Below are 18,953 nucleotides of genomic sequence, written 5' to 3'. Positions count from 1 at the left end.
GAAGATGTCTGAAAACAAAGAACACATGGTTGAAGAGAGCGCCTTTTTGGTCTCAAAGACCGACTTAAAAGGACGTATTACGTATTGTAACGAGCCATTTTTAAAGATAGTTGGAGCTAAGCAAGCTGAAGTCTTGGGTAAGCCTCATAACATCATAAGACACCCAGATATGCCAAGAGCTGTTTTTAAGCTACTTTGGGAGCGCATAAAAAATAGAGAAGAAATTTTTGCTTATGTTAAAAACAAAAGCTTTGATGGTGGGTACTACTGGGTATTTGCAAATATCACAACTTCGCTTGATGTGCAAAACAATCCAGTTGGCTACTACTCAGTTAGGCGCAAGCCAAATCCAAAGGCGATTGAGATAATAGAGCCTATATATCAAAAGTTGTTATCGGTAGAAAAGAGCGGTGGCATGGATGCTTCGATGAAATTTTTAACTGATTTTTTAAAAGAAAAAAATATAAGTTATGATGAATTTGTAAATAACCTTCAAAGGCTATAATGATGTTTGGAAAAAAACTTGACTCTATAAATGAAATTTTAAGCGTAGTGGGCTCAGCTAGAAACGGCATCTTAGAGCCTAGGATAGTAAATGTAAAAGAAAATGACCCTCTTTATGAGGTAGCACTTGGTATAAATGACTTGCTTGATCAAGTTGAGGCGCTCCAAAGAGAAATTTCAACCTCAATAGACGCTGCTCAAAGCGGACTAACATATAGAAATATCTTTACAGAGGGATTTCGCGGTATATTTAAACAAAATGCCATCTCTATGAGCAACGGCGTAACTGGTATAAAAGATAGTCACAAAAGTAAGGTAAGAGGCCTGCTTTCAAAAGAGCTTGACACGCTTGGCAATGGCAACGATGGCATAGAAGATGTTAGAAACGATCTAAATGAGAGCATCAAAAACCTAAGCCAAATGGCACACATGGCACAAGATACAGCTAAGATCGCCGAGGATACGACACAAAGCATCAATGAGCTAAGCGTAAATATGAGCTCGCTTGAAGAGCTGATAGAGGGCTCAAGCCACGCTATAAGCACGCTAAATAGCAGAACAGATGATATCACTTCGGTTGTAAATTTGATAAAAGATATAGCTGAGCAGACAAATTTGCTAGCCCTAAACGCAGCTATCGAAGCAGCACGCGCAGGCGAGCATGGACGTGGCTTTGCAGTTGTTGCTGATGAGGTTAGAAAACTAGCTGAAAACACTCAAAAAGCGACACACGAGATCGGCGTAAATATCCAAACACTTCAGCAAGAAGCCAAAGATATAGATGAAAACTCTAAAAAGATAGATGAAATTTCAAAGATCGCCACAGCAAATGTCGAAAATTTCAAACAAACTTTAGCTAGCTTTAATCAAAATGCAAAAGAGACAGCCCAAAGATCAAAATATGTAGAAGACAAGACCTTTGGCATCATCGCAAAGATAGCTATCATCGTCTATAAAGTGGGTGTTTATTCAGACACTGTAAATGAGCAAGGTTACGGCGATGATATAGCAAAAGACGCAGACGATCTTGTAGCGTGGTATGAAAATGAGTGCGCAAAGAGCTTTAGCCACACTAAAACATACGAGAAATCACGCCATTTAGTGGATGAATTTAACAAAAATATCAAAGCCATCTTGACAGAAGCTGGCAAGGGCTATAACGAGAAAAATTTAAAACATTTTGTCACTGAGTTTAGAAAACTCGAAGATCTTAGTAGAGAGATATTTAACTCATACAACGAAATGGTCGCCTCAAAATAACTTCAAATTTGCTAGACTCGACTTGGGTCTAGCTCCTCATAGATTGATTTAAATTTTATTTTCATAAATTTTTTCTACATTATCATTTAAAATTATGATAATTAATATTGTTTTTATGCTTGCTTTGTTAAATTTGCGTTTCGCTTTCATTATCAATGATTAAATTTAACAAAAGGATATCCGTGAATAGATCAAAATTTATCGCCATTTGCCTTAGTGCTTGTGTGGCAAATTCTCTCTATGCAGTAGAGAAAGAGAACAACGAAACTAAGCTAGATGGCGTCGTAGTAAGTGCGAGTGGCTTTTCGCAGCAAATCAAAGAAGCCCCTGCAAGCATCAGCGTGATAAGTGGCGATGAGCTTACAAAAGATAGCTTTACCTCACTTCACTCAATCGCGCAAAAAGTGCCAGGCGTAAATGTTGTCGGTGGCGAGGATGGTCCAGCTAGTGGTATCTCGATACGCGGCATGGAGAAGTCTCAAACGCTAGTTTTAATTGATGGCAAAAGAGTGAATTCAAGCAGCGCAAATCCAAAGGGTGGAGCAGGGGATATGAACTCAAATTTCATCCCGCCAGCTGAGGCTATCGAGCGTATAGAGGTCATCCGTGGCCCTATGAGTTCGCTTTATGGTAGCGACGCGGTTGGAGGCGTTATAAATATCATTACCAAAAAGGATTTTTCAAAATTTAGTGGCAACGTCGGCATCTCAACCACGATAAACACTCACAAAGGCATAGGCGACGGCAGACAAGGCGACTTTTATCTAAATTTACCTCTTTATAAGGACCTTTTCGCGCTTCAGCTTTGGGGATACAAAAAGCTAAGAGATGAGGATAATTACAAAGGCGGCTATCAAAAGAGCGATAAGAGAAATTTGAGTGCAAAGCTTTGGATCACGCCAGATGAACACAATAAATTTTTCATCCTTGGTTCAAACGAAAGGCACGACTACTCGCGCACAGTCGGCAAAACAGCCACTATAAAGACAAATAAGGTTTTAAACGCTTATGACTACGAGAAAAAGAGCTATGGCGTGGGCTATCTTGGCGAATTTGATAGCCTAAATGCCGATATCAGCTACATTTATGATGAGACACAAAGAAGTAGCCTTTTTGACAGCCTCATACCTGCAAAAGCTAAAAATCACAACTTTAACTCAAAATTTACAACATTTTTTGGCGCACACACTCTAACTTTTGGCTATGACTTTAGTAAGCAAAATGTCGGTACAACCTTTATCGTCTCAAACGCTTCAAGAAACGGCTTAAAAGACCCAAAGACCTACTCGATGAGCGAACATGCGGGATTTATCGAAGATGAGTGGCAAATTTTAGATGAGAAGCTCTTTTTAACGCTTGGCTCAAGGCTCACACACAACGAATTTTTTGGTAACCACCTCTCGCCAAGAGCCTATCTAGTCTATAACGCCACAGATACGCTAAGCCTAAAAGGTGGCGTAGCGACTGGCTATAAAACACCTGATGTCAATCAAATTTCTCCAGAAGTAGGCACTATCCAAGGTGGCTGGAGGATAGTTGATTTTGGCAACAAAGATCTAAAACCAGAAAAGAGCACGACTTATGAGGTTGGGGCTTATTATGACAATCAGGCTGATTTTAGAGGCTCGGTGACGCTTTTTAGAAATGAATTTAAAGATAAAATCCTAGACACCGACGGCAGTAATGTAAATAAAATTCCAGCCTTTGGCACTTGCACAAATGCACCACACGTTAATTGCCCTGGCTGGGGAACTTACTTTAACATTGAGGGTGCGACCGTTTGGGGCGTAGAGCTAAGTGGCGACTATGACATCCTTTCAAATCTAATTTTAAGCTCAAACTACACCTATAATAAGTCAAAGATAAAAACTGGCAACCCAACGATAAACACGCCAAGAGGCCCTATGAAATTTAGCGAGACAAACCTAGCTAGACTTGATGGCAAAAGTTTAACAGCAACGCCAGAGCACGCACTTCACGCCACGCTTACATATAAGCCTATAAAAAGCGTCAAGACATTTTTTGGCGCAAACTATGAGAGCAAGCTAACAAGCGTAAATTTTGGTGCTGGCAACAGCGTAAGAGAGAACACAAAAGACCTACTCACCTTCGATACAGGCGTGAGCTGGGACGCAAACAAGCATCTGACTCTTAGCCTAAATGCCTACAACATCTTTGATAAAGTAAGATACGATGAGGCGCTAGCAGACGACGGCAACTACTACTGGTATCCGCAAGAGGGCAGGAGATTTTGGTTTAAGGTCGCTGCAAAATGGTAAGAGCCTTTAAAATTTTACTTTTTACGCTTGGCGTGACGCAGACTTTGCACGCAGGACCTAGCCAAACGCCTGAGCCACTTAGCCAAAAAGCCGCTAGTAAATTTGAAATTTCGACCTTTAAAATGAGCGCAAATGATGAAATTTATAAAATTTTCACAGCCAAGCTAAAGGGGCAAAATGAGGTTAAAAATGTGCTTTTCTTGCTTGACGCAAATGCCCAGTTTAACATGCTCTTAAATGAATTTGATGGCAAGGCTGCCCCGCTAATAATAGGCATAGGATATGACAGCAACAAAAGCTATGAGGTAGAAAAACGCACAAGAGATCTCACGCCAAAGGCGAAGGGCGAGGAGTTTAGTAAGGGTGGTGGGGCAGATGCGTTTTACCACTTTTTAACTAGAAATTTAGTGCCGCTAATTGATGAGAAATTTAACGTGCAAAATAGCCAAAAGAGCCTTTATGGACACTCTTTTGGCGGGCTTTTTACGCTCTATGTCTTGCTAAAAAATGATGGCGTATTTTCAAATTTCTTTATCGCTTCGCCATCTCTTTGGTGGGGTGAGTCTGAAATTTTAAAGCAAAACGTGAGTGAGGGTAAATTTAAAGAGAAATTAAAAGCTAAATTTGTCTTTCTTAGCGTTGGTGAGCTTGAAAAGAGAAAGGGCAAAACTGACAAAGCTGACATTTTAAAGGCGAGCGATCTAGCCCAAATTTTAAAGCAAAGTGGCGTAAATTATCACTTTGAGCTTTTTAAAAATGAAACCCATGGCAGCGCCATACCTCTAAATTTAAAAGAGCTTTTAAAATATCTAAAGGATTAAAAATTTAAGGCTATTTTTGTTAAAATCCGCCGCATGAGAGTAGATAAATTTTTAAACGTAGTAAATATCACCAAAAGGCGTGCCGTTAGCGAAGATATGTGCAAAAGCGGCGTTGTGAGCATCAACGGCGTGCAGGCAAAAGCGGCAAAAGATGTAAAGATCGGCGACGTTATCACTATCAAATTTCTAACACGTGAGGCGAGATACGAGGTGCTAGCGATCCCAACTACAAAGAGCATACCAAAAAGCGCTCAAAGCGAGTATGTAAAAGAGCTTTGATGGTTTTTGAGCTTTTAGAAAATGAGCTTGATGGGCTTGTGCAGGTGCTGCCAAAAAGTGGCGTGGTGCTACTAAGTGGCGATCTAGCAAGTGGCAAAACGACGCTTGTAAAAGCGATCATCAAGGCGCACGGCATAGACGAGAGCGTGACGTCGCCCACATTTTCTTTGATGCAAATTTATGGTAAAGATATCTACCACTACGACATCTATCAGATTGGATTTGACGGGATGGCAAAAAACGGCCTTTTTGAAAATTTGTTTGAAGAGGGGCTTCATCTAGTAGAGTGGGGCGATGAAAATTTAGAAAAAGCTCTAAAGAAAAACGGCGAGAGCTATACGTTAGTAAAAATTTCTCCTAGCAAAAATGGCAGAAAATACGAGGTTATAAGTGCATAAACTAGAAGTAAAAGATCTAAAAAAGACGATTAAGAAAAGTGAGATCATAAAAGGTATATCTTTAGAGGTAAATAGTGGCGAAGTGGTGGGGCTTCTTGGGCCAAATGGCGCTGGAAAGACGACCACTTTTTATATGATCTGCGGGCTCATCTCGCCAACTAGCGGAGATGTTTTTTTAAACGACGAAAAGATCACAAATGTCCCGCTTCATAAAAGAGCGCACCTTGGTATTGGCTATTTGCCGCAAGAGTCAAGCATATTTAAAGAGCTAAGCGTAGAAGAAAATTTGCTCCTTGGGGCTGAAATTTTAAATCAAAGCAAAGAAGAGATCTCTAAAAGAGTAAATGAGATGCTAAATATGCTAAATATCGAGCCTATTCGCCTAAGAAAGGGCGTTAGTCTAAGTGGCGGCGAGCGCAGACGCTGTGAGATCGCTAGAAGCCTCATCATAAAGCCAAAATTTTTGCTGCTTGATGAGCCATTTGCAGGCGTCGATCCTATCGCAGTTAGCGACATACAAAGCATTGTTAGAGACCTTAAAAAGCTAGGCATCGGCGTTTTGATAACAGACCACAACGTCCGTGAGACGCTAGCCATTTGCGACAGAGCCTACGTCATCAAAGATGGCTCGCTGCTAGCAAGCGGCAGTGCGAGCGAAGTAGCAAACAATAAGCTCGTTAGAACGCACTATCTTGGCGAAGAATTTAAGCTACTTGAGTAGATGATGCTAAGGCAAAAGCAAACTTTAGCGCCAAAGATCAAACTAAACCAAACGCTAAGAAGCTGGCTTCCTATCCTTCAAAGCGGGCTTGATGAGCTAAAAGAGACGCTTGGGCCTTTTATAAAAGATAATCCTTTTGCCACGATCGAACACAAAAATTTAGAAAAAAGCGAAAAAAAGCGAAATTTTTTCGAGCAAGTTAGCAAAAACTCGGTTAGCGAGAGCATCGAGGCTTTAAGCATCTATAAAGAAAGCCTGTATGAAAAACTCGTTAGCCAGATAAATCCACCACTTTTCCCCACGCAAAAGTCCCAAGATATCGCATATAAGATCATCGAGTGCTTAGATGATGAGGGCTATTTTTCTTACGATGATGAAATTTTTGCGGGTTTTAATGAGAATGAGGTGGAGCGAGTTAGGGCTAGATTTACCTATCTTGAGCCCTGTGGCGTGGGTGCAAAGGATGTCAAAGAGAGCTTTTTGTTTCAGCTTGGCGAGGCAGAGGCGAGTGATGAGATCATAGAGTGCGCAAAAAAGATTATCTTAAATTTTGAAAATATAGAGAAGCTTAGAAAGCTTAAATTTTACGATGACGCGCTAAAGATCATAAAGAAATTTAAAAATCCCCCAGCCATTGAGTATCTAGAAGAAGCGAGCCAAAAGGTGCCTGATATCTTCGTGCTAAGCACAAGTAGTGGCATAAGCGTGCAGATAAATGACGACTATTATCCTGAAATTTCTATCGATACCGAGGGGCTAGACGAGAAAGAGGCCTTTGTAAGCTCGCGCATAAAAGAGGCAAGCGAGCTCATAGACGCCCTTGAGATGAGAAAGGCGACACTTTATAAGATAGGGCTCATGATAGTTGAGTATCAGTATGACTACTTTTTGGGTGGCGATATAAAGCCTATGAAGCTAAAAGACCTAGCTGACGAGCTTGGACGCAACCCTTCAACCATCTCAAGAGCGATCGCGAACAAATATCTAAGCTCCCCAAGAGGTACGGTCGCACTTAAAAATTTCTTTGCAACTGGCTTTGATGAGGAGACTTCAAACGCCGCGATAAAGGAATTTTTGCTAGAGCTTATAAAAAACGAAGACCGCAAAAAGCCACTTTCTGATCTAAAAATCCAAGAGCTCATCCAAGCTAAATTTAACATCCAAATCGTTCGCCGAACTATCACCAAATACCGCAAAATTCTAAACATCGGCAGCTCAAGCCAGCGAAAAAAGATCTATCAGATAAACGGCTAGCTACCACTCATTTATGGCAAAAAGAGTGGCTTTATGCATCTGCGTAAAAAGCTCTGCACTAAGCTCATCGTACTCTTTGTCACGCTTTTTACGCTTCGCCCAGCCTGCTGCGTCGTCGTTCCATGAGCCCATACCACCAAAGACATCAGCTGCACTTGCCGCATTAAAAAGAGCCAAATTTAGCTTTGGCATAAGTGGAGCGTTTATGATATTTTGCTCTATCTTTTCTGGCTCGTTTAGCGCTTTTAGCCCTTCCCTAAAGCAATCGCCAAAATTATCGCACTCTATCTCATCTGCAAATTTAGCGATTTTTGTGAGAAGATCCTTAAATTCCAAAGTGTTATCACTAAATTTTTGAATCTCTGGCATGCCATTTAGACTAAATTCTTTATAGACTATATCCCAGCCCTTTTTGTCTTCTTCAAAGCTCCAGTGGGGCACAAAGTAGCTCATTTTATCTTTATAAATGCAAAGAATAGACTTGTAGCTTACGTTTGAAAAGCCTTGCAGCGAGCGCTCCTCTGAAGAGACCGTCAAATTTGTGGCATATCTCACGTCGCTTAGCCCAAGCTTTAAGGCGTGCTTAAACCACTCATTTATGCTAGCTTGCTCTCTTTTTTCTGGCTCATCACCTAAGATAAAGTCAAAAACTAGGCTTTTTATATATTTTTCGCTTTTGTAGTTTAGCTCTAAATTTGACTTTAATGCTTGCTTTATAGAGGCTACGATAATGCAAGAGTTAAAAACTTCACCATTCATTTTTGCTCCTTTTTTGAGATATTTTATTAAAAGAAGTATAAATATCTTTTTAAGAATTGCAAGCGAAAACTTCAGTTTTTTATAGTAAAATAGCCAAAAACTTCAAAGAGGCAAAATGGATTTTAATGAGATTGATAAGCTGATAAATACGCTTAAGAAAAACTTGGAAGTTATCGAAAACAACGGCGTTGTCGAGCCTGAGACAAAGATCGATGCGCTTACTTTTAATAAAAATGTCGAAGAGATCAAAAAAAGACTTTACAGCACAACAGATGAGGGCAGTTTTTTTAAAAATGTCTTTAATACTGAAGATTACTACGAAAACATTAGCTCATACCTCGAGCAGACAAACAAGAGCCTATACTACAAGATAGAAAAGGCTGGAGTGAGCCTAAAGGCTAATCAAAACCTACAAGAGAGCCTGACAAATATCTCAAACATTATGCAGGTTTTAGTCGCTGAGTATCAGATACAAAACAAAAAAAAGAAGAAGAGTATCTTCTCAAGAAGTGGCGACACAGCGATGATAAGAGGGCTACTTGCCGAGCTAATGGAACTACAAAATAGGATGAATAAAATTTTACATCTCGACTCTCAAATCGTCTCAAATGTCGTTTTGGAAAATTTTAAAACTATCTACACATTTTTTTATAACTGCATAAGGGTTGCCAAGCAAAGGGGTGATGAGCTACTTTTGGTTGAGATCGCAGGCATCACAGATAAGATCATTGAGATGATAAAGCCAGTGCTTTCAGGCAAGAGCCTAAAGACAAACGAGCTTATCTATCACTACCTCATTTACGAGCTACGAGAACTAAAAGCCTACGCCATAGGCGAGGATCTAGCTTAAGATTTTATCCACTATCTCTTTTGCCCCATTTGGCAAAAGGATATCTTTTAGCGCTTTGCTGCTTTTGTTTAGATCAAAGCTCTCGATCATTTTTATGACTTCATCTTTGTCTAAATTTTCGCCATTTTGCAGGCAAATTTCAGCTATGCCTTTATCTTTTAGAAATTTAGCGTTATAAAACTGGTGATTGCCAGCAGCATAAGGAAATGGCACAAAGATAGAAGGCAGGGCATTTGCGCAAAGCTCCCAAAGCGAGCTAGCACCAGCTCTTGATATGGCAAGATCAGCCTCACTCATCTTCTTTTCTATCTCTTTGCTAAAGTCAAAAATTTCTAAATTTACCTCGCTAAATCCAAGCTCATCATATCTCTTTTTCAGCTCATCAAGGGCGTTTTTGCCGCATTGATGAATGATCTTTATACCTTTTTCTTTAAGATATGGGGCTAAATTTAGAGCTAGCTCATTTATCGCTTTTGCCCCTTGCGAGCCACCTAAAAATAGTATAGTTTTTAGTTCGTCTCTTGTTCTTTGGCTTTCAAAAAATTTCTTTGCCACAGGGTAAGGGCAGGGCGAGAGCTCATCATAAGAGCTAAAAAAGCCCTTTGCATACGGCTTTAAAATTTTATTTAGCTTGCCAGTTACGGCATTTTGCTCGTGGATGAAAAGTGGCGTTTTTGAGATGATGGCTGCTATAGCTGCTGGGGCTGCTGAGTAGCCTCCCACGCTGATGACTGCTTTTACGCCATTTTCTTTAAAAATTTGCCTGCATTTTAGCGCTAGGCTTATGATATTTGTTAGTGATTTTAGCTTGGCAAGACCCCTTTTATTTACGACGCCACTGCTTGGTAGAAAAAATTTCTTTGCAAATTTATCATCATTTTCAAACCAAAATTTATCCTGACCGCTAGTTGAACCAATGAAAATAGGCTTTATGCCTCTCTCATTTAGCTCTTCACAAAAGCTTCTAGCGATCGCCAAATGCCCTCCAGTGCCGCCACCACAAATGACTATCATAGTTTTGCCTTTTTACTAACCATCAAGACCATGCCGATGCCGATGCATATAGCAAGCACGGAGCTACCGCCATAGCTCAAAAATGGCACAGCGATACCTTTTATCGGCGTGATCGATGTGATGCCGTAGCTATTCATCAAAAATGAAAACGACAAGATAAGCCCAATACCAAGTGAGAATAGGTGATAGACCTTGTTTTCGCTCCTAGCTGAAATTCTAAATATCCTATAAAGTAGCGTGATGAAGATCGCTGTGATACACAAAATGCCAAAAACACCGACCTCTTCAGCTATGCCAGCTAGCACAAAGTCCGTATGCACTTCGCTTAAAAAGCCAAGCTTAAATATCCCAGCTCCAAGCCCCTCGCCAAAAAACTCGCCATGCTTGATCGCATTTAGTGAGTGAGAAATTTGATAAGGCTCTGGCGCGTCTGCCACCCTAAGCACGTTTGCCACGCTATCTGGCAAGAAAGAAAGAACCATGTTTTGTATCGTGCCCCACCATGACTTTATACGCAAAATTCTGTGCTCTGAGCTAACTATCGCTACCGTCATGACAAAGGCAGCGCCTAATATACCGATACCAAAGAGCCTAACGCTAGCCCCTGCAAAAAGTGCCATCGTCACAAAGGTAAGTGCCAAAACTACAACCTGACCAAGGTCGTTTTGCATAACGGCGATAAGAAAGATAGCGATACCAAAAAGGATGATATAAGGCAAAAGTATCTTTAGCTCAGCCATCAAAGTCCTCTTGCCGTCGCTAAATTTTCTAGTAAAACTCCATGCTAAAAAATAGACAAAACCGACTTTGAAAAACTCAACAGGCGCAAGCGAAAAGCCAGGCAGTCTGATCCAGCGTCTAGCACCTCCAGAGTCAGTCACCATCGAAGCTGGCAAGGCGTGCATGAGCCCCATAGCGATACCGCACGAGATAAGCAGTCCAAAGCCTATCCAAACGAGCGCTTTGTCTGGATTTAGCCTTGAGAGCCACCACATGAGAAAAATTCCTATACAGCCGACTGCAAACTGGCGGATGAAAAAGTGAAATTCGTCGTAGTTAAAAAATAAAACTGTAAAAACTGGCAAAGATAGTGAAAAAATGATGCTTATGGCGATCAAAGTCGCGCAAAGATAGAAAATAACCTTATCAACTGCCAAATTTAGCTCCAACTTTAAAATGAGCCAAAGTATAATAAAAAACGGCTTACAAAGATATTATTTGCTATAATTGCAGGCTTTAAGGATGGGCATGAAGATAGGTATATTTGACTCGGGGCTTGGCGGACTTAGCGTTTTAAACGAAGCTTTAAGCAAGCTTAGCGAGCATGAATTTTTATATTACGCAGACGTGAAAAATGTCCCATACGGACAAAAGAGCAGGGATGAGATCTTAAAATTTAGCTTTAATGCGGTGAAATTTCTTGTTAAAAATGGCGCAAAGGCTGTCGTAGTAGCGTGCAACACTGCAACAAGCGTGGCGATAAAAGAGCTTAGAGCAAATTTAAGCGTGCCGATCGTCGGCATGGAGCCAGCTGTAAAAAAGGCTCACGATCTAAGTCATGATGACGCCCTAAAAACGCTTGTCATAGCCACTCCAGTCACCGTAAATGGCGCAAAACTAAAAGAGCTGATCACAAATTTAAATGCAAAAGATAAAACCGAGCTGCTAGCTCTGCCTCGCCTTGTAAATTTCGCTGAAAAGGCTGAGTTTGAGAGTGAAAACGTGAAGTCGTATCTAAAAGATGAGCTAGGTAAATTTGATCTAAGTAAATTTGACTTTTTGGTGCTTGGCTGCACACATTTTAACTATTTCAAAGATAGCTTAAGAGAAATTTTACCTTCAAACGTAAGCATAATAGACGGAAACGAAGGGACGGTAAAGCGCCTTATAAGCGAGCTTAAACTTCAAATTTCAAATATCAAATTAACTCCAAATGTAAAATTTTTCTACTCAGGTGAGGAGGTTTGCGAGCAAAGTGAGCTAGAGAAAATTTCAAGAAATTTAGCTCGCCTAGAAAAAATGAGAGCAATCAGCTAGGCTAAATTTATCTAAAAATTTGAGCCAAATTTAGCAAAATACACTAAATTTTATGTATTTTTATATGTATTCACCTCTTTCTTTGCTTTACTATATAGATAGCACTTATTACAACAACCACAGTTAAAAGAGCGATCGTGATAGCTAGAAGCGTCTGTTTGTCTGGATTTGAGCCTAGAAAATAGCCAACTCCAAGCAAAACCGCACACCAAATCCCAGCGCCAAGCGTGGTAAATAGACAAAATCTAAAAATATTCATCTTTGCAAGCCCTGCTGGCAGGCTTATATACTGACGAATTCCTGGGATGAGGCGTGAGTTAAATGTTGAAATTTCGCCGTGTTTATTAAAAAATGCTTCAAATTTATCCATCTTTTCGTGAGTGATGCCGACAAATTTGCCGTATTTTAAGATGATCTCACGTCCAAAAAAGTAGCAAAGATAGTAGTTGAAAATGGCTCCAAGCAGGCTACCAAGCGTGCCTGAGATAAAGGCAAGCGCTAGGCTCATCTCGCCTTTGTGAGCTAGATATCCAGCTGGTATCATCGCCACTTCGCTTGGAAATGGGAAAAATGAGCTCTCTAAAAACATCATCACAAATATGCCAGCATAGCCCCAGCTACTCACGCTTGAAACGATAAAATCAATAATGTCATGTAGCATTTTTACTCCGAAAATTTAATAAAGCGAGCCATTGTAGCAAAGCTTTATTTACTAATAGTAACTAACATGGAGTGATAAAATTTAAATTAAATGGGGTAGTAAAAATTTATAAGGAAGTAGGGCGAAAGCTCGCCCAATTTTTAAAATGCAGGTATGACCTCGCCTTTGTAGCGAGTGATGATGAAATTTTTAGTATCAGGGCTAAGCACCGCATCAACTAAAGCTTTGATCTTAGGACTCTCTTCGTTGCCAGCTCTTGTGACGATGATGTTTGCATAAGGGCTGTTAGCGTCTTCAAGTAAAAGTGCGTCTTTTGCCACGCTCATGCCAAGATCAAGGACAAAATTTGTGCTAATAGCAGCGATATCGACATCGTCAAGCGTTCTTGGGATCTGAGCGCCTTCTAGCTCGACAAACTGCAAATTCTTAGGATTTTTAGTTATGTCATTTACAGTTGCAACTTTTACGTTTTTATCGATCTCTATAAGACCAGCTTTTTCTAAAATTCTAAGCGCTCTGTTGCCATTTGACGGATCGTAAGCGATCGCCACTTTTGCGCCATCTTTTAGATCTTTTATGTTTTTTATCTTTTTAGAGTAAAAGCCAAGTGGCTCGACATGGACATTTGCAACGCTTACAAGATGCAAACCTCTAGCCTTGTTTTGCTCCTCAAGATATGGCAAATGCTGAAAGAAATTTGCGTCTAAGCTACCATCTTCTGTGGCGACATTTGGGATAGAGTAGTCTGAAATTTCAGAGATGACAAGGTCGTAGCCCTTATCTTTTAGCTTTGGTTTTACAAATTCTAAAATTTCAGCGTGTGGCACTGGTGAGACGCCAACAATGATAGTGTGGTCTTTGTCGGCTGCGTGAAGGCTTAGAGCAACTAAAGATGCGGTTAAAAGTTTGATAAATTTCATTGTTTTTCCTTTTTTTGTTTTGGTAAAGCGACGCTAAAAAGGTAAAAGCTTTTACGTCGCTTTTTATAAATTTGATTAAAACGCTGGGATGATAGCGCCGTTATACTTTGTCTCGATAAATTTCTTAACTTCTGGTGAGTTGATAGCTTTATCAAGGGCTTTAGTTTTAGGACTGTTCTCGTTGCCAGCTTTAACAACTACGTAATTTACGTATGGGCTATCTTTACCCTCGATCACAAGCGCGTCTTTTGTTGGATTTAAATTTGCATTTAGCGCGTAGTTTGTGTTGATAACTGCGATAGTAACGTCATCAAGCGTTCTTGGCACTTGAGCAGCCTCGATCTCTTCAAATTTAAGCTTTTTAGGGTTATCAACTATATCAAGTGGGGTTTTTAGTGGGTTGTCATTTAGCTTGATAAGTCCAGCGCTAGCTACGATGTCAAGTGCGCGGCTCTCGTTTGTTGGGTCATTTGGGATAGAGACAACTGCGCCATCTTTTAGCTCTTTGATATCTTTAATCTTTTTAGAATAAACGCCCATTGGCTCGAGATGTACGCCAACTGTTTTTACAAGGTGAGTGCCTTTGTTTTTGTTAAATTCTTCAAGATATGGGATGTGCTGAAAGAAGTTTGCATCAAGGTCGCCGTCCTCTGTCGCAAGGTTTGGCGTGGTGTAGTCGTTAAATTCTTTGATCTCAAGCGTGTAGCCATCTTTTGCCAAAATAGGCTTTACAACCTCTAAAATTTCAGCATGTGGGATAGGTGTAGCACCGACGATTATTGTTTTTGACTTGTCAGCAGCATTTGCGCTAACGCTAAGGCCTAGGGCAACTAAAGAGGTAAGAAGTAGTTTTTTCATTTGTTATCCTTTTTTAAAATTTGCCAAGCACCAAAAAAGGATAAATTTAAGCTAGAAGGTTAAATTTCTTTTTAAGCGCTTAAGCTTTTTCTAAGCACTTAAAAAGAAATTCTGTGCTTAGAGATTAGTCTTTCGACGACGCGTTTTTTAGTAGGCGGCACATCTGGCACATATCTGATTTCATTTTAGATCCTTTCGGTTAAATTAATTTCGCGCATTCTAAATAAATAAACTTTAAAAAAAAATAAATTTTAGAAATTTATCTTAGACTTTTTATGACACCTCTTGCATTTTTTGAGTTTTTGGCAGCTTTTTCCTCTAAAATATTTTTTAAACATTCCAAAAAATTTGGCAAACAGCAAATATCAACCGAGTAAAAAACATTAAGTCCGGACTTCTCGCTTTTTAAAATTCCTCCATTTTTTAATACCCCAAGATGCTTTGAAACCGTTGCTTGTTCTTTATTTAAAAGCTCGCAAATTTCACCTACGCTCATCTTTTTATCACCTAAAACCTCAACTATCCCGATCCTAACAGGATGAGCCAAAACTCTCATAAATTCGCTTTTTAGCGCAAGAATATCAACATATTGCATTTTTATACCTTTTTTATTATTTTAACTTAAAAGAGCTAAATTTATACTTGACTATATTCCTATATTAGTATATAATCATATAAAAAATTTAAAGGTAAAAAAATGCTCGATCTTTTTAATCAACACAATATATTTGAGTTTATCAAATTTTTCATACTTTATTTTACAGAGATTTCACTACTATTTTTTTGTGTCTCTTTTTTGGTATTTATCGTATCTGAAAAATTTAGCCAAAAACTCAAAAAACACCTTATAAACACAAGAATTTCAAGCTTTATCAAGGCGTTTTTGGTTGGCGCTATTACGCCGTTTTGTTCATGCTCTACTATACCGCTTTTAAATGGGTTTTTAAAAAGCGGCGTATCACTTGGCGTTAGTAGCGTATTTTTGTTAAGCTCTCCGCTTGTTAATCCTGTAATTTTAACGCTTCTTTTTATGAGTTTTGGGTTTAAATTTAGCATTATTTATTTTACGGTCATTTTTATCTCATCGCTTGCTTTTGGTCTTTTGTTATCAAAAGCAGATCAAAATCTATTTTTAAAAGATGATTTTTTAAAACCAAAATTTAGCCCATACAATCCAACTAAAGGCTTTGTTTTTACACCCATTAATCAGACACAAGCTTGCTCTTGCAAGGATATAAAAAATAGTAAAAATATTTACAAAATGGCGCTTTTAAACTCGGTAAAAGAGTATAAAAAACTATTTTATTACATACTACTTGCGATGTTTATCGGTGCCGCTATACACGGATTTGTTCCACAAAAGCTTATCTCAAACTACCTTGGTTCTAGCGACATCGCCTCGATACTTATTTCGGCATTATTTGGAATTTTACTCTATGTTAGAGTAGAATCGCTAGTGCCAATTGGCTTAGCACTTCTTGCCTCGGGTGCTAGTGCGGCCGCATTTGGAGCGTTTGTAATAACGGCGGCAGGGGTTAGCCTGCCGGAAATAATACTTCTTAATAGGTTTTTTAAGCCAAAATTTATGGCAATTTTTATCGCTTTTATCTTATGTGTGGCATTAGCATTTGCTATGTTTTTAAAATCATTTTTTTGAAATTTTATAGAGATAGTTGCCTAAAACTTGGAAAATTTGAACCATAATGATAAGAATAACCACGGTGTAGAGCATGATATCTGGGCGAAATCTCTGATATCCATAGTTTATAGCGACTGATCCTAGTCCGCCACCGCCAACTGCACCAGCCATCGCTGAAAAGCCGATATTTACGATAAGCGTTAGTGTAAATGCCGAGATGATGCCAGGAAGTGCCTCTACAAACATCACGCGGAAAATGATCTGAAATTTCGAGCTTCCAAAGCTTTGTGCTGCTTCGATGATGCCTTTATCAACCTCTTTTAGAGCATTTTCAATGAGCCTTGCTACAAACGGAGCCGCTCCGATAGTTAGCGGAACGATCGCAGCTGTGGTGCCGATGCTTGTGCCTACGATCATTTTTGTTACCGGAAAGAGCACGATGATCAAAATGATAAACGGAAAGCTTCTAAGCACGTTTATAACGATATCAAGGACGAAGTAAAGCTGTTTGTTTGGCTTTAGACCGTTTTTGTCTGAAAGGATGAGCAAAACCGCAGGTATAAGGCCTATGGCAAAAGCGAGCAGGGTGGAGACTATGCTCATATATAGCGTCTCGCCGATAGCTGGCAAAAGTATCCTAGAAAAAACATCTGGAAATTTAGAAAAATCAATACCAAACATCAAGCAACCTCCCACAAAACGCCACTTTGCTTGATATAGTTAAGCACGTTTTCTTTATCTTTTTCATCTATGTTTATGACAAGCGAGCCAAGGACGTTGTCGTTTAGCTTCTCAAGCTTGCCCCAGACTATGTTAAAGTCGATATTTAGGCTTCTTGCCATGTGCGTGATCACGCTGTTTTGAGCCACTTCTTTTGGGAAAAATAGCCTGATATTTGTGCCAGTGCTTGGCAGAATTTCAACTTCACCCAAAAACTCTTTCATCTTCTCATCTGGCTTTAAAAATAGCTCTTCGATGCTTCCAGAGCCTATGATCTTGCCACCTTCAAGCAAGATGGCGCGTTTTGCGATCGATTTTACCACCTCCATCTCGTGTGTGACGATGACGACGCTGATGTCTAGCTCTTTATTTATCTTTTCAAGCAGCTCTAAAATTTGATTTGTCGTGTTTGGATCAAGAGCCGAGGTCGCCTCGTCACTTAGTAAAATTTTAGGATTTAAAGCAAGCGCTCTAGCGATGGCAACACGCTGTTTTTGACCGCCACTTAGCTCGCTTGGATAGCTTTTTGCCTTGCTTTCAAGACCAACTAAATTTAAAAGCTCTCTCACTCTTTTTTCAGTTTCGTCACTTTTATATCCCCAAAATTTAAGCGGAGTAGCGACGTTTTCAAAGACATTTTTTCTAGCCATCAAGGCAAAATGCTGAAATATCATCCCAACATCTCGCCTCAAATGTCTTTGCTGTGTCTCATCTAAATTTTTTATCTCTTGACCAAAGACTTTTAAGCTGCCACCTTGATAGCTTTCAAGTCCGTTTATGCACCTTAAAAGCGTTGATTTACCAGCACCGCTGTGCCCCACGATAGCAAAAATTTCACCCTTTTTAACCTCTAAATTTACATCAAAAAGGATCTGTGTATCGCCATAAAATTTGGTTAAATTTTCTATTTTTATCACTAAATTTTCCTTATTTTTAACTGCATAAATTTATAAAATTTCTCGCCTTAGCTCATCAGCGCTCTTTGGCGAAAGAAGTGCTGGAGCGATGTCAAATACACTAAATGCGCCACTCTCTCCCCTTTGCGCCAAGCGATATGCTGCTCTGGCGTAGGCAACAAGCACGCTTGCTGTAAATTCTGGATTTGAGTCAAGTTTTAGCGAAAACTCGATCAAGTGTTTGTTCTCGCCATGCTCTCCGCTCACTCCGCTTCGCAATACAAATCCCCCATGTGGGATACCGCCATGCTCTTTTTTAAGCGTCTCCAGATCGATAAAATGCACGCTCGTGTCGTAGTCAGCAAAATAATTTGGCATCGTTTTTATCTCATGCTCGATGCGTGCCTTATCAGCGCCGTCCTGCGCCACTACGTAGCAATCACGCAGGTGTTTTTCTCTTGTGGTTAAATTTGGATTTTCCCCAGCGCGAACTTGCTCTAGTGCGCTATCTATGGGCACTGTGTATTGACGAGCATCCACGACGCCTTTTATTCTGCGGATAGCGTCTGAGTGGCCTTGACTCACGCCTTTGCCCCAAAATGTGTAGCTGCTGCCATTTTCAAGAACGCTCTCGCCAAATAGTCTATTTAGCGAAAATAGCCCCGGGTCCCAGCCAACAGCGATGACACCTACATTGCCACCTTTTTTAGCAGCAGCATCCACTGCGGCAAAGTGCTCTGGGATTTTTGCGTGCGTGTCAAAACTATCAACTACGTTAAACTCTTTTGTAAACTCTGGCGTCTGCGTTGGAAGGTCAGTTGCGCTACCACCGCAAAGGACTAAAACATCAAATTTGCCCTTGTGCGATAAAATTTCATCCACGCTAAAAACCGGTGCGCCACACGTTTTTACCTCGCTTGGATCTCTGCGGCTAAAGACTGCTGTTAGCTCCAAATCCTTGCTATTTCGCACCGCAAGCTCGACGCCACGACCTAAATTTCCATATCCTAAAACTGCTATTTTTATTTTTTCACTCATTTTTGATCCTTTAAATTTTAAATTTACATGCAAGATAGTGCAGGG

The 18,953-nt window shown here is 40.0% G+C and carries 20 protein-coding genes and 1 pseudogene; 11 read left to right on the top strand and 10 right to left on the bottom strand.

From position 1 onward, the window contains the following. The first annotated feature begins 4 nt into the window (after window positions 1-4). The 8 genes and pseudogenes from MTT29_RS01910 (at window position 5) to MTT29_RS01875 (ending at window position 7,516) form a co-directional block, all read left to right on the top strand. On the top strand, window positions 5-505 hold the full coding sequence (locus tag MTT29_RS01910) for a PAS domain-containing protein (RefSeq protein ID WP_196088361.1): 501 nt from the start codon (window positions 5-7) through the stop codon (window positions 503-505). A 551-nt stretch (window positions 506-1,056) separates the two neighbouring features. After that, window positions 1,057-1,764, top strand: a pseudogene (locus MTT29_RS01905) (methyl-accepting chemotaxis protein); the annotation flags it as partial. Between the two features lie 182 nt (window positions 1,765-1,946). Continuing rightward, complete coding sequence (locus MTT29_RS01900) at window positions 1,947-4,043, top strand: TonB-dependent receptor domain-containing protein (protein ID WP_429799611.1); 2,097 nt, start codon at window positions 1,947-1,949, stop codon at window positions 4,041-4,043. Next, entirely contained in the window at window positions 4,037-4,864 is an 828-nt protein-coding gene (locus MTT29_RS01895) for an alpha/beta hydrolase (protein ID WP_429799610.1), read from the top strand. The genes MTT29_RS01900 and MTT29_RS01895 overlap by 7 nt, the downstream gene beginning before the upstream one ends. Window positions 4,865-4,897: 33 nt before the next feature. Continuing rightward, window positions 4,898-5,143: an RNA-binding S4 domain-containing protein gene (locus tag MTT29_RS01890; RefSeq protein WP_087585885.1), complete on the top strand. Its 246-nt coding sequence runs from the start codon at window positions 4,898-4,900 to the stop codon at window positions 5,141-5,143. Continuing rightward, on the top strand, window positions 5,143-5,541 hold the full coding sequence (gene tsaE / locus MTT29_RS01885) for a tRNA (adenosine(37)-N6)-threonylcarbamoyltransferase complex ATPase subunit type 1 TsaE (protein ID WP_012001754.1): 399 nt from the start codon (window positions 5,143-5,145) through the stop codon (window positions 5,539-5,541). Before MTT29_RS01890 ends, tsaE begins: the two co-directional genes overlap by 1 nt. After that, on the top strand, window positions 5,534-6,262 hold the full coding sequence (gene lptB / locus MTT29_RS01880; RefSeq protein WP_009293825.1) for an LPS export ABC transporter ATP-binding protein: 729 nt from the start codon (window positions 5,534-5,536) through the stop codon (window positions 6,260-6,262). The genes tsaE and lptB overlap by 8 nt, the downstream gene beginning before the upstream one ends. Window positions 6,263-6,265: 3 nt before the next feature. Then, complete coding sequence (locus MTT29_RS01875; RefSeq protein ID WP_429800439.1) at window positions 6,266-7,516, top strand: RNA polymerase factor sigma-54; 1,251 nt, start codon at window positions 6,266-6,268, stop codon at window positions 7,514-7,516. Here the strand turns inward: MTT29_RS01875 and MTT29_RS01870 are convergent, their stop codons facing one another. After that, window positions 7,517-8,275: an RNA polymerase subunit sigma gene (locus MTT29_RS01870; protein ID WP_429799609.1), complete on the bottom strand. Its 759-nt coding sequence runs from the start codon at window positions 8,273-8,275 to the stop codon at window positions 7,517-7,519. A gap of 115 nt (window positions 8,276-8,390) precedes the next feature. On the opposite strand from MTT29_RS01870, the gene MTT29_RS01865 reads away from it, so the two are divergent. Beyond that, complete coding sequence (locus MTT29_RS01865) at window positions 8,391-9,125, top strand: imidazole glycerol phosphate synthase (RefSeq protein WP_429799608.1); 735 nt, start codon at window positions 8,391-8,393, stop codon at window positions 9,123-9,125. On the opposite strand, the gene murG is transcribed toward MTT29_RS01865, so the two are convergent. Next, window positions 9,117-10,139, bottom strand: coding sequence for an undecaprenyldiphospho-muramoylpentapeptide beta-N-acetylglucosaminyltransferase (gene murG / locus MTT29_RS01860; RefSeq protein WP_429799607.1), 1,023 nt, complete (start codon window positions 10,137-10,139; stop codon window positions 9,117-9,119). The two genes, MTT29_RS01865 and murG, sit on opposite strands and share 9 nt — an antisense overlap. Beyond that, window positions 10,136-11,296, bottom strand: coding sequence for an FtsW/RodA/SpoVE family cell cycle protein (locus tag MTT29_RS01855; RefSeq protein WP_009293817.1), 1,161 nt, complete (start codon window positions 11,294-11,296; stop codon window positions 10,136-10,138). The genes murG and MTT29_RS01855 overlap by 4 nt, the downstream gene beginning before the upstream one ends. 91 nt (window positions 11,297-11,387) lie before the next feature. Here MTT29_RS01855 and murI point away from each other — a divergent pair, with 91 nt between their 5' ends. Then, entirely contained in the window at window positions 11,388-12,176 is a 789-nt protein-coding gene (gene murI / locus MTT29_RS01850; RefSeq protein ID WP_429799606.1) for a glutamate racemase, read from the top strand. A 70-nt stretch (window positions 12,177-12,246) separates the two neighbouring features. Here the strand turns inward: murI and MTT29_RS01845 are convergent, their stop codons facing one another. The 4 genes from MTT29_RS01845 to MTT29_RS01830 all read right to left on the bottom strand — a co-directional run bounded on the left by MTT29_RS01845 (window position 12,247) and on the right by MTT29_RS01830 (window position 15,210). Then, a complete protein-coding gene (locus MTT29_RS01845) occupies window positions 12,247-12,837 on the bottom strand; it encodes a DedA family protein (RefSeq protein ID WP_429799605.1) in 591 nt (196 codons plus the stop codon). 140 nt (window positions 12,838-12,977) lie between these two features. Further along, window positions 12,978-13,757 carry a MetQ/NlpA family ABC transporter substrate-binding protein gene (locus MTT29_RS01840; RefSeq protein ID WP_103573531.1) on the bottom strand — a complete coding sequence of 260 codons (780 nt, stop codon included), beginning with the start codon at window positions 13,755-13,757 and terminating at the stop codon, window positions 12,978-12,980. 75 nt (window positions 13,758-13,832) lie between these two features. Continuing rightward, a complete protein-coding gene (locus MTT29_RS01835; RefSeq protein WP_002940462.1) occupies window positions 13,833-14,615 on the bottom strand; it encodes a MetQ/NlpA family ABC transporter substrate-binding protein in 783 nt (260 codons plus the stop codon). A 259-nt stretch (window positions 14,616-14,874) separates the two neighbouring features. Further along, window positions 14,875-15,210: an ArsR/SmtB family transcription factor gene (locus MTT29_RS01830; RefSeq protein WP_103599125.1), complete on the bottom strand. Its 336-nt coding sequence runs from the start codon at window positions 15,208-15,210 to the stop codon at window positions 14,875-14,877. Window positions 15,211-15,312: 102 nt separating this feature from the next. Between MTT29_RS01830 and MTT29_RS01825 the strand changes: the two genes are divergently transcribed. Further along, window positions 15,313-16,272: a permease gene (locus MTT29_RS01825; RefSeq protein ID WP_429799604.1), complete on the top strand. Its 960-nt coding sequence runs from the start codon at window positions 15,313-15,315 to the stop codon at window positions 16,270-16,272. On the opposite strand, the gene MTT29_RS01820 is transcribed toward MTT29_RS01825, so the two are convergent. The 3 genes from MTT29_RS01820 to MTT29_RS01810 are packed head-to-tail and all read right to left on the bottom strand — an operon-like array spanning window position 16,261 to window position 18,908. Next, complete coding sequence (locus MTT29_RS01820) at window positions 16,261-16,935, bottom strand: methionine ABC transporter permease (protein ID WP_002940443.1); 675 nt, start codon at window positions 16,933-16,935, stop codon at window positions 16,261-16,263. The two genes, MTT29_RS01825 and MTT29_RS01820, sit on opposite strands and share 12 nt — an antisense overlap. Further along, on the bottom strand, window positions 16,935-17,891 hold the full coding sequence (locus tag MTT29_RS01815; RefSeq protein WP_429799603.1) for a methionine ABC transporter ATP-binding protein: 957 nt from the start codon (window positions 17,889-17,891) through the stop codon (window positions 16,935-16,937). The genes MTT29_RS01820 and MTT29_RS01815 overlap by 1 nt, the downstream gene beginning before the upstream one ends. 30 nt (window positions 17,892-17,921) lie before the next feature. Beyond that, on the bottom strand, window positions 17,922-18,908 hold the full coding sequence (locus tag MTT29_RS01810) for a diaminopimelate dehydrogenase (protein ID WP_429799602.1): 987 nt from the start codon (window positions 18,906-18,908) through the stop codon (window positions 17,922-17,924). Window positions 18,909-18,953: the final 45 nt, after the last annotated feature.

The organism is Campylobacter concisus (genome assembly GCF_050447485.1).
Classification (GTDB): domain Bacteria; phylum Campylobacterota; class Campylobacteria; order Campylobacterales; family Campylobacteraceae; genus Campylobacter_A; species Campylobacter_A concisus_BQ.
This window is presented reverse-complemented; position numbering and strand designations above follow the sequence as displayed.